The 10,970-nt window shown below is 70.4% G+C and carries 8 protein-coding genes; 7 read left to right on the forward strand and 1 reads right to left on the reverse strand.

Annotated features, from left to right (window positions below):
• A partial coding sequence (locus tag ABZ883_RS42780) for a hypothetical protein (RefSeq protein WP_360917657.1) occupies nucleotides 1–2,475 on the reverse strand: 2,475 nt, incomplete at its 3' end.
• Nucleotides 2,476–2,954: 479 nt separating this feature from the next.
• On the opposite strand from ABZ883_RS42780, the gene ABZ883_RS42785 reads away from it, so the two are divergent.
• The 7 genes from ABZ883_RS42785 to ABZ883_RS42815 form a co-directional block, all read left to right on the forward strand.
• Nucleotides 2,955–3,608 (forward strand): biliverdin-producing heme oxygenase, encoded by a 654-nt coding sequence (locus ABZ883_RS42785; protein WP_360917660.1) that lies wholly within the window; start codon nucleotides 2,955–2,957, stop codon nucleotides 3,606–3,608.
• A 264-nt stretch (nucleotides 3,609–3,872) separates the two neighbouring features.
• Nucleotides 3,873–5,012: an ABC transporter substrate-binding protein gene (locus ABZ883_RS42790; protein ID WP_360917663.1), complete on the forward strand. Its 1,140-nt coding sequence runs from the start codon at nucleotides 3,873–3,875 to the stop codon at nucleotides 5,010–5,012.
• Nucleotides 5,009–6,139 carry an iron ABC transporter permease gene (locus ABZ883_RS42795; RefSeq protein WP_360917666.1) on the forward strand — a complete coding sequence of 377 codons (1,131 nt, stop codon included), beginning with the start codon at nucleotides 5,009–5,011 and terminating at the stop codon, nucleotides 6,137–6,139. The genes ABZ883_RS42790 and ABZ883_RS42795 overlap by 4 nt, the downstream gene beginning before the upstream one ends.
• 71 nt (nucleotides 6,140–6,210) lie before the next feature.
• Nucleotides 6,211–6,999, forward strand: coding sequence for a heme ABC transporter ATP-binding protein (locus tag ABZ883_RS42800; protein WP_360917669.1), 789 nt, complete (start codon nucleotides 6,211–6,213; stop codon nucleotides 6,997–6,999).
• Nucleotides 6,996–7,919 (forward strand): hypothetical protein, encoded by a 924-nt coding sequence (locus ABZ883_RS42805; RefSeq protein ID WP_360917672.1) that lies wholly within the window; start codon nucleotides 6,996–6,998, stop codon nucleotides 7,917–7,919. Before ABZ883_RS42800 ends, ABZ883_RS42805 begins: the two co-directional genes overlap by 4 nt.
• On the forward strand, nucleotides 7,916–9,763 hold the full coding sequence (locus tag ABZ883_RS42810; protein ID WP_360917675.1) for an HtaA domain-containing protein: 1,848 nt from the start codon (nucleotides 7,916–7,918) through the stop codon (nucleotides 9,761–9,763). Before ABZ883_RS42805 ends, ABZ883_RS42810 begins: the two co-directional genes overlap by 4 nt.
• 160 nt (nucleotides 9,764–9,923) lie before the next feature.
• Nucleotides 9,924–10,970, forward strand: a 1,047-nt coding sequence (locus ABZ883_RS42815) for a hypothetical protein (protein ID WP_360917678.1), incomplete at its 3' end; no start/stop codon positions are given.

Consider the following 10,970-nt stretch of genomic DNA (forward strand, 5'->3'; position numbering starts at 1 on the left):
GTGGTCGGAGGCGTCGATGGTCCAGGTGAACTCACCGGCCTGCTCCGGCACCGTTGCCGTGATCGACTGATCCCCCTCCGACACCGGCGGATCCGTGGTTAGTGCCAGTGCGGACCAGGCGTCCAGGGATCGGTCGTCGAAGGTGTCCTTCCATGTCGTGGTGTCGGTGAGCCGCAGGAAGGCGCCGATGCCGTACGTGTGCCCGGGGAGGAGCTTCCCGGCCGGGACGGTCAGGGAGATCGTGAAGGCGCCGCCGCTTGTCTGCATGGAGTCGTAGTAGAGCTGCCCGCCGCTGGCGTCGGGGGACGTGGCGATCCAATTGCGGTTCCCGGGCTTTCCTGGCTGCCACACCTCGGTGTCGAAGAGGCCGACGTCGAGGGAGTAGGTGAGCGTGGGGCTGGGCCAGTCGGGGATGTCGAATCCTGCGCCGATGAGGGTCAGCCGGGTCGAGGCGTCTGGGTCCACGGCGGTGCCGGGCAGTGTCACGATCTGCGGCTTGCCCGTGGCCCGGAAGACCCGGACGGAGAAGGTGTCGGAGACCGTGCTCGCGCCCTCGGCATTCGCGGCGACGATGCGCGCGGAGACTCCGTTGGCGCCGAGTGGGATGGCGGGGATGGTGAACTGCTGGGTTCCGCCGACGATGGGTTGCGTGTACTCGGCGCCGGTCCAGGGCTTCCAGGTGGTGCCGTGGTCGTCGCTGCGCTCCAGGGTGATGGTGTCGGGGTCGACGGCGGGGTTGCCGGTGACATGGAACGTCACGATGGCGTTGGTCCCCTGGATGGCGGCCAGATCGCGTGGTGGCTGGGAGAAGGTGGGCGTGGAGTACGGCGCGGTGGTCAGCAGCAGGGCTGTGGAGGCGGCTTGGCCGTCGCTGTTGGTCGCGACGATGCGGACGTAGGTGTTGTTCCAGGAGGAGTCGATGGCCGGGATGGTCAGGGATTCCGCGGTCGCGCCGTCGATGGCCGACCAGGGCCCGCCTGCCGAGTTCGCGTGCTCCCACTGGATGTCGGCGTCTCCGTCGATGTCGGCGGTGACGGTGAGGTCGCGGCCCTCGATGTAGGGGGCGGCGGCGGTCGTGGTGGGGTTCGCGAGGATGACCGGGACGTCCTTGACGTCCGGGGCGGAGTCGAAGAGCACCGAGAGGTCGAAGGGCGGCTTGTCGGGGTCGTCGCTGAGACCGCTGGTGTGCCAGTAGCTGGACAGGCCGGTCTCGTACTGGAAGTCGACGAACGACTCGGGCCAGGAACCCCAGTCGGGCTTTGCCTCCTTGACGGAGCCGGTGATGGCCGAGGTGGTGGAGCGGACTCCGTCGTGCAGCGGGAAGTAGTCGACGCCGGAGAACTGCGGCGAGATCTGGACCCCGCCGTCCGGTCCCGTGGTGGTGTCGAGGCGTATCTGGTCGAAGGTCGCGACGGTGACCTGGCGCGGCGGGACGGGCTCGGTCTCGCCCGGGTTGTCCCGGCTGGAGCCCATGCCGCCGCTGGTGGCGGTGAGCGTGCCGGTGCCGTCCTCGGCGATCGTCAGGGTGGGGTCCTCGACGTACCAGGTGACCATGCCGGCGTACGCGTTGGCGGTGAAGGCGCCGTCCCAGTGGATCGTCGCCTTACCGGTGACGGGGTTGGCGGTTCCGGTGCCTTCGGTGAACAGGACGCGCTGGTTGAGCCGCGATCCGGCGCTGGGGATGCATTTGGTGGCGTCGGAGATGCCCTGGGCGGTGCCGTCGGGTACGCGGTGGATGATGCGTACGTCGCCCTGCCGGTCCTGGAATTTCTGCTGGGTTCCGGCGGAGAAGAAGTTGCAGCCGGCGTTGGCCGGGTTGCCGCCTTGGTAGATGTTGTTGACGCCCCACTCCAGGCTCGCGTGGCTCACCGGGGCGAGGCTTCCCCCGCCGGAGATGACGCTGAGCTCGGCCGACGGGGAGGTGGCCGCAGGGCCGTGGCCGTTGTCGACGATGACCCGGAACCGGACCCCGTCGTCGGCTGGGCGGGACTTGAAGGCGTAGTCGGCGCCGGTGGCCTTGGCGATGTCCGACCACGCCGTGCCGGTGGAGTCCTGGCGCTGCCACCGGTAGGTGAACGGGCCGGTGCCGCCGGCGCCGACGGTGAACCGTGCGGTCTGGTAGGCCTGTACAGAAGTGTCGTGGGGTGCTTCGACGACGCCGGCCGCGACGGGGGTGACCGTGAGCCGGGCTCCGTCGGAGGTGTGCTGGGTGAAGGCACTGTCGAAGACCTTGACCGAGTACGTGGCGCCGTTGTCGGCGTAGTTGGCGGTGAAGGTGTAGTTCGCGGTGTTGCTGCCCGGCAGCGGGACGCTGCCCTTGGCGTCCGTGCGGTACCAGGTGTACAGGCGGGCGCCGGGGAAGTCGACCGAGAAGGTCACGGAGCCGCCGTCGGGCACGGTCTGCGGCTGGGGCTGCGCTGCGAACGCCGGATCGGATGCCGCGGCTTTGCCGGTCCGGACGGCCTGGGCGGCCACGGTGCCGTCGGTGGCCGTCGATTGGACTGCTCTTGCCGAAGGTGGGCGGGCCGATGAAGGTGCGGCCACTGCCAGTGCTGTGGCGAGTGCTGCGAGCCCGACGGTGATCCGTACGGGAAGGGGTCTGGGACGCACTGTCAAGTCCGCTCGTCGAAGGGGAATTCGGCTGTTGGAGGGGCCGGCGTGCGGCCTGCCCCGGGCCCCCGTGGTGCGGCCCGCGAGCCGGTCATGGCCAATGCGGGCACTGCCTTCGCCGGACGTCGACAACATCGTCGCCCCGTGCTTCGGGGGCCGGTGGACCACGTGGAGCAGCCCAAGCCCCTTCGTGCGCGGCGGATCAAGGCCTTCCGGGGCCCGGTCCTGTCCTGCGAAGTTAGGATAGCCTCACCTATGTATCATGCCGACAGGTCGTCGGCAACATATTGACTTAGGGCGCCCTAAGTTGCAAGCATGGCTGCGAGCGCGACCAGGGAGGAACCTTGACAACATCCCTTTTCTCGACGGTCATTCGCACCGCGAGTCATGATCGACACACCGAGGCCGAGAACGCACCGTTCATCGAAAACCTCTTGAGCGGGCGCTTCGCCGTGGACGCCTACGCCCGCTACACCGAGCAGCTCTTCTTCGTGTACCAGGCACTGGAGGAGGCCGCCGGACCGCTGGCCCAGGACCCGGTCGCCGGCCCCTTCCTGAAGCCCGAACTGATGAGGGTCGCCGCTCTCGAACGCGACCTGACGCATCTGCTGGGCGACCAGTGGCGCGATGGCGTCACGCCGCTGCCCGCGACCCGGCGGTACGCGGAACGCATCGCCGAGGTGGCCATGACCTGGCCGGCCGGATACGTAGCGCACCACTACACCCGGTACCTCGGCGACCTCTCGGGCGGTCAAGTCATCCGGAGCATCGCGGAAAGGGTATGGGGCCTGGAGCGCAAGGGCGACGGCGTCCGCTTCTACGTCTTCGACGGCATCGACAACCCCGCCGCCTTCAAGCGCCAGTACCGCGCCCTCCTCGACGCCCTGCCCGTGGACGAACTGGAGAAGCAGCGCGTGGTGGAGGAATGCCGCACCGCCTTCGCCCTGAACAGTGCCGTCTTCGCCGACCTCGACGCGCTCTTTCCGCTCACCGCCTGAGCGGAGTCGGACCGCGGGGGGCCGGGGTCTCAACCCACCGTATGGATAGGTTAGCCTTACCTAAATTCAACGGGGGTTGATTCAGGACGGCCCGGACCTTGGCCCTGGCATGCCCAAAACGTCCATCACCATGTCCGCGCGCGCCGCGGACGTCATCGGACGGGTGCCCGATCCGCCCCCGTCGCCCCAATGGAGGCAAGTCCTGTGACGGGCAACAGACAGCCCCGGCCCCCGCGTCCGCCGTCATCCGCCACCGGCCACGGCGTGCCACCCGCACCGCGCACACCACTGCCCCGACGCGCTCTGCTCGGGCTGCTGTTGGTGGTGCCGGTACTCCTCACCGCCTGCAACTCACCGGCCCCCGCCACCCGTCCCGGCCGGACCGGCGCGAGCCACACCGTCCCGTGGAACCAGGTGCGCCCGCTGGCCGACCCCCGCTCCTACAGCGGTCCCACCACGGCCACCGTCGCGGACGCCGACATCACCCCGGTGACCCGGGCGGCCCGCCCCGTACTGCCGGCCACGGTCACCGACGTCCAGGGCACCAAGGTGACCGTCAAGAGCACCGACCGGATCCTGGCACTCGACCTGTACGGGAGCCTTGCCGCGACCGTGTACGGGCTCGGCCTGGGCGACCACCTGGTGGGCCGGGACCAGTCGACGGGCTTTCCGGCGGCCGCGAAGCTGCCGCTGGTCACCAGCGGCGGACATCAGCTGAACGCAGAGGCGATCCTCGCCCTGCACCCGACCGTGCTCATCACCGACACCACCCTGGGGCCCTGGAACGTCGTCCTCCAACTGCGTGACTCCGGCGTACCGGTGGTCGTGGTCGACGCCAAGCGCTCGCTGGACACCGTCGGCACCCTCGTCGACGAGGTCTCCGCCGCACTGGGAGTGAAGGCCGAAGGCGAGCGGCTCCGTGACCGGCTGCACGAGGAAATCACCGCCGAGCAGGCCCAGATCGCGAAGGTCGTCCCGGCCGACGCGGCGCGGCGACCGCGCGTGATGTTCCTCTACGCACGCGGTCAGGCCGGCGTGTACTACCTGTTCGGCAAGGGGTCCGGAGCGGACTCGCTCATCAAGGCGCTGCAAGCGGTCGACGTGGCGAGTGAGGCCGGTATCAACGGTTTCACCCCGCTGAATGCCGAGGCCATGGCGAAGGCGAAGCCCGACGTCATCTTGATGATGAGTGAAGGACTGCGCTCCGTCGGCGGCGTCCAGGGGGCGCTGAGCCTGCCGGGCGTCGCGCAGACCCCGGCCGGGCGGCATCGCCGGATCGTGGACATGAGCGACTACCAGGTGCTGTCCTTCGGGCCGTTGACCGCCCCGGTACTCGACTCGCTCGCCCGCGCTGTCTACGCACCCGACTCGCTGGCCCCGTCCCACGCGGGAGCGGCGTCATGACCGCACTCGACACCGGCGCCCACCCCAGGAGCGAACCCGCCCCAGCCGGGCCCCCCGGCGCGGCCGCCGAGGTGGTCACCCCCGCGGGACGGACCGCGCGCGTGACCCTGTTCGCCGCGCTCGGCGCAGCCCTGGTCCTGGTCGGTCTCGGTTCGGCCGCGCTCGGGCAGTACGGGATCGGATTCGGCGACGTGGCCACGTCGGTACTGCACCGCCTGTCCGGGCCGCTCGGTCTGGGCCACCCGATCGGCGACCCCTTCGCCGAGTCGGCTCTGTGGCAGATCCGTATGCCCCGCGTCGTGATGTCGCTCGTCGTCGGCGCCGTCCTGGCGACCGCCGGAGCCCTGATGCAGGGGGTCTTCGGCAATCCGCTGGCCGAGCCGGGTGTCGTGGGAGTGTCGGCGGGCTCGGCGGTCGGCGCCGCGTTCGTGATCGTCGCCGGTATCGACGTCGTCGGGCAGTTCACCGTTCCGGCTGCGGCCTTCCTGGCCGGGCTCGCCGCGGTGCTGGCGGTCTACCTGCTGTCGCGGTCCGGCGGGCGCACCGAGGTGGTCACCCTGGTGCTGACCGGGATCGCCATCAACGCCGTGGCCGGCGCCGGACTGGCGTTCTGCATGTTCTTCGGCAGCCAGACCGCCCGCGACCAGATCGTCTTCTGGCAGCTCGGCAGCCTCAACGGCAGCCGCTGGGCCTACGTCGGCAGCGTCGCGCCGTTCGCCGTGATCGGCCTGATCGGCGCCTGCCTGCTCGCACGCCGACTCGACCTGCTCGCCCTCGGCGACCGGTCCGCCCGGCACCTCGGAGTCAACGTCGAACGGCTCCGCGTGACCGCCATCGTGCTCATCGCCGTCATGGTTGCCGCGGCCGTCGCCTTCAGCGGCATCATCGGCTTCATCGGCCTGGTCGTCCCCCACTTGGTGCGCATGGCGGTCGGTCCCGGGCATCGGGTCCTGATCCCCGCCAGCATGCTCGGCGGCGCCGTGCTCCTGGCCACCGCCGACGTCGTCGCCAGAACCGTCATCGCCTACGCCGACCTTCCGATCGGCATGCTCACCGCCCTGGTGGGCGGCCCCTTCTTCTTCTGGCTGCTGCGCACCACCCGCGCACGGGCGGGGGGATGGATATGAACCCGCGCGCCACGCTGGGAAGGCTCACCGGCCGCAGAGCACCTCTGCCGCAGCCGCCGGAGCCGGGAACGGTGGCCTTGTCCGCCCGGGGACTGGGCCTGCGGATCGGCGGCACATGGCTGCTGAAGGACGTGGACCTCGACCTGGCCGCGGGCACCCTGCTCGCGGTCGTCGGCCCCAACGGCGCGGGCAAGTCGACCCTGTTGTCCCTGCTGGCCGGGGACCAGCCCCCCACGACCGGGACCGTCCGCTTCGGTGACCTGACCGTCGCCACGGCCCATCCGGCCGACCTCGCACGCCGGCGGGCGGTCCTGCCCCAACGCGCCACGCTCGCCTTCCCGTTCACCGTCGCCGACATCGTCGCAATGGGCCGGGCCCCCTGGGCCGGCACCGACGCCGAGGACCACGACGAGGACGCGATCGCCCGCGCCCTGACCGCCACCGGCATGACCGGCTTCACCCACCGTCGCTACCCCACGCTGTCCGGCGGGGAACAAGCACGCGCGTCCTTCGCCCGGGTCCTCGCCCAGGACACTTCGGTACTGCTGCTCGACGAGCCCACCGCGGCCCTCGACCTGCGCCACCAGGAGCAGCTGATGGAGACGGCCCGGGCCTGCGCCGACAGCGGGCAGGCGGTGCTGGCCGTCCTGCACGACCTGCAACTGGCCGCCGCCTACGCCGACGAGATCGCGGTCCTGCACGCCGGCCGGCTGGTGGAACGAGGCGCACCCGCGGCCGTACTGACCGAGCCACTGCTCGAAGAGGTCTATCAGCTTCCCATCGAGGTGTACCGGCACCCCGCCAGCGGCGCGGTGATGGTCGGACCTCGACGGCACAGCAAAGGAACGCCCACACCATGACCACACCCCTCCACCTCCGCACGGCACCACCCGCCCGGCCGATGAACAGACGCCCCCTGCTGCGGGCCCTGTTCATCGCCGCCCTGATGGCGGCCACCGCGGTCCTGGTGCCGGCGTCCCCCGCCACGGCGGCCGCCCGGGTCACCGTGTCCCCGACGACAGCCGATCCCGAGTACGCCAGTGAACTGCGCCTGCACGGCGCCGGCTTCCAGTCCGTCAAGAACGGCTTCGGCGGCATCTACGTCCTGTTCGGCACCGTCAGCGGCACCTGGCAGCCCAGCCAGGGAGGCACCAGCGGCGAGGACTACGTCTACGTCCAGGACTCCGAGACCAAGGACAACCACGGCTACCAGCGGTTCGTCGCCTTCCCCGGCGACCCGACCGCCTATGCAGCCAACGGCGGCACTCTCAAGGCCGACGGCACCTGGGACGCCACCCTGGTCGTACCGGGAGCGGTCTTCCCCGCCAAGGGCCGCGACGGCAGCATCCGGCAGATCGACTGCCGCAAGGTCCAGTGCGGAGTGATCACCATCGGCGCGCACGGTGTGGCCAACCCCGACAACGAGACCTTCACGCCCGTCCGCTTCACCACCCCGACGAAGCACGCGCCCACCACGAAGGCCCCCCGGCCAGACGCGACACCGACGCACACCACCGCCCCCACCGAACAGCCCTCGGCCGCGAGTTCCATTGCCGCGGAGCCTTCGCCCACGGCTCCGCAGGGGACCACCGGCCTACCCGCCGCATCCCCGCCGGTCACCGGTGACTCGACGACCACCGTCGTCAACGCCACCGCTACCACGGGCGGAGGCCGCTTGGCGGTGATCGGTGCCGCCGTGGCCGTAGCCGCACTGGCGACTTTCCTTCTGCTGCGCCGACGCAAGCGCACCGCGACGCCCACCGAAACGGGGGAGAAGTGACAACCCGGACAACCAGCAGACGCACGCCCATCGTCTCCGTACTCGGTGTGGTGGTGGGTGTGGTGTCGGCGGCGGGTGTGGTGGTCGTTGGGGCCGGTTCGGCTTCCGCGGCTTCGGTGTCCGTCTCCGATGCGTCGTTCGCGTGGGGGCTGAGCGGTGAGCAGGGAGGCGGCTCGTTCTTCGGCGGCTGCAACTTCCTGTCCGCGGGCACGGCGGGCAACACCGGATCGTCCCGGTTGTGGACCCAGGGCGACGGCTTCTACTCCACGCAGGACGGGAACGTCACCGTGGAAAAGCCCAACGCGGCCGGTGAGTACGCGCAGCCGTCGTGGGCGACGAAGTGCCAGGACCCCAACGGTGCCCCGGTGTCAGCAGGTTCGACGAGTTCTCTGACGCGTAACCGGGTGGTGTTCAGCCACGGTACGGGCACCATCGACACCACCGCACACACCGCCTCGATCCACTGGACGGGATCCTTCACGTCCATCTTCTACGGAGGGCTGACCTACTGGTCGGCCTCGGATCCGACACTGACGGTCGACGCCGACGGAACCGGCACCCTGACCGCCACGGCGACGGGTTACGGGGCGGACATGAACGACCCCGGCAAGTGGGTACCGCTCCCTGCCAAAACCGTGACACTGGCCAAGCTCAGCCACGTCGACGTGGGCCCGTCCGGGTTCACCGTGACGCCGGACTACCTCGGCACGTCGGTGACCGTGCCGGCCGGGGCCACGGGGCAGCCGGCCAAGACCGGATCCAACCAGGCGTACTGGGGTGCGTTCCCCCAGGACTTCGTGGACTACCAGCAGCTGACCGGACAGTCCTCGTACTGGTTCACCTCCGGCGGCGCCCGCGACGCAGCCAAGCCCGCCACCCCCCTCACCCTCACCTGGACCACCCGGACCGACAGCACGACCGGCAGCTCCACACCCAGCGTGCCCAGCAGCACACCCGCGGCCTCCACCACCCCGCCGTCCCCCGCCACCCCGGCCCACAGCCCATCGGCACAGAGCACGACCGGCACCACCGAAGGCTGCGCGGTCACCGACGCCGTCAAGGGTGGCAGCTTGACCTGGGGCTTCAAGAGGAGCTTCCGCTCCTACGTCGGCGGTCCCGCGGGCAACAGCATCACCGTGGACGACGGGCTGAAGATCCTCGCCCAGGACATGGCCGTCGTGGGGAAGAACACCACCGGCACCTACCAGTGGCCCTTCGAGTCCAGCCCCGCCTACACCTCGCCCGACGACTTCACCGCGCAGTACGCGGGCCGCGTCACCTACTCCTACCCGGCCCACTACTTCAAGATCGCGATCGCCGATCCCCGCCTCGTCGTCCGCGGCAGGACCGGCACCCTCTACGCCGACATCAGCCTGACCGTCAGCGCCCCGGACACCAAGCCCACCACCGACGCGCGCAACGACGTCGCACTGGCCTCCCTCGACCTGTCCGGCGACACCGCGGAACCCGGCACCTCGGGCATCACCCGCACCATGCACACCGCGATCCAGGACACCAATGCCTTCACCTTCAACGGGAGCAGCTTCTACCAGAAGGGCCAGGAACTTGACGACGCGACCGTGCACCTGACCGGCTGCACCGGGACTGCTGCCGCGCCCAACCTCGGCCCCGACGACACCGCCGGCGGATCGGACACCGTCGGCGCGGGCGACGACTCCGCACTCGTCCCCGACCTGCAGTTCCGGCCGAGCGAACTGGCCAGCACCGGCATCGGCGCCGTCTCCGCCGCAACCGCCGCGGCCTCCGCGGCCAGCACTACCGTCGGCGCGGCCCTGCTCGTCCTCGCCCGACGCCGCAGGCGCACCACCGGCGTTCACCGCTGACTGCCGGCCCCTACAGAGCCCGCCAGAGGCAAAGGGGGTGAAGCCGCCCGCCTGGGCCGGACACCCACGCAAGCCGAAGGGGCCAGGCACGCCCGCCCAGCCCCTTGACCAGCGGGACACCACGTGACCCGCCTGATTCTCTACAGGAGAGAAGAACCCAATGTACCGAATCAACACGCGCCGAACCGGCGCGAGAATCAGTCCCCGCACGGCCCGCCTCGTCACCCGCGCCCTCACCGGTGTGGTGGTGGGTGTGGTGTCGGCGGCGGGTGTGGTGGTCGTTGGGGCCGGTTCGGCTTCCGCGGCTTCGGTGTCCGTCTCCGATGCGTCGTTCGCGTGGGGGCTGAGTGGTGAGCAGGGGGGTGGCTCGTTTTTCGGCGGTTGCAACTTCCTGTCCGCGGGGAAGGCGGGGAACACCGGGTCGTCGCGTCTGTGGACGCAGGGTGACGGCTTCTACTCCACGCAGGACGGGAACGTCACCGTGGAGAAGCCGAACACGGCCGGTGATTACAGCGCGCCGACGTGGGCGACGAAGTGCCAGGACCCGAACGGGGCCCCGGTGTCGGCGGGTTCGACGAGTTCCCTGACGCGCAACCGGGTGGTGTTCAGCAAGGGCACCGGCAGCATCGACACGGCCGCGCACACCGCGTCGATCCACTGGACGGGCTCCTTCACCTCCGTCTTCTACGGCGGTCTGACGTACTGGTCGGCGACCGACCCGACGCTGACGGTCGACGCCGACGGGACCGGGACACTGACCGCCACCGCCAGCGGCTTCGGGGCGGACATGAACGACCCGGGCAAGTGGGTGCCGCTCCCGGCGACCACCGTGACGCTGGCCAAGCTCAGCGACGTGGAGCTGGGATCGTCCGGGTTCACCGTGACGCCGGACTACCTCGGCACGTCGGTGACCGTGCCGGCCGGGGCCACGGGGCAGCCGGCCAAGACCGGATCCAACCAGGCGTACTGGGGTGCGTTCCCCCAGGACTTCGTGGACTTCCAGCAGCTCACCGGGCAGTCCTCGTACTGGTTCACCTCCGGCGGAGCCCGCGACGCAGCCAAGCCCGCCACCCCCCTCACCCTCACCTGGACCACCGAGGACTCCGGGCCGTCGGATCCGCCGGTGTCGGAGGGGGATCAGTCGATCACGGCAACGGTGCCGGAGCAGGCCGGTGAGTTCACCTGGACCATCGACGCCTCCGACCAC

Origin of the sequence: Streptomyces sp. NPDC046977 (assembly GCF_040644455.1) — a bacterium.
Classification (GTDB): Bacteria; Actinomycetota; Actinomycetes; order Streptomycetales; family Streptomycetaceae; genus Actinacidiphila.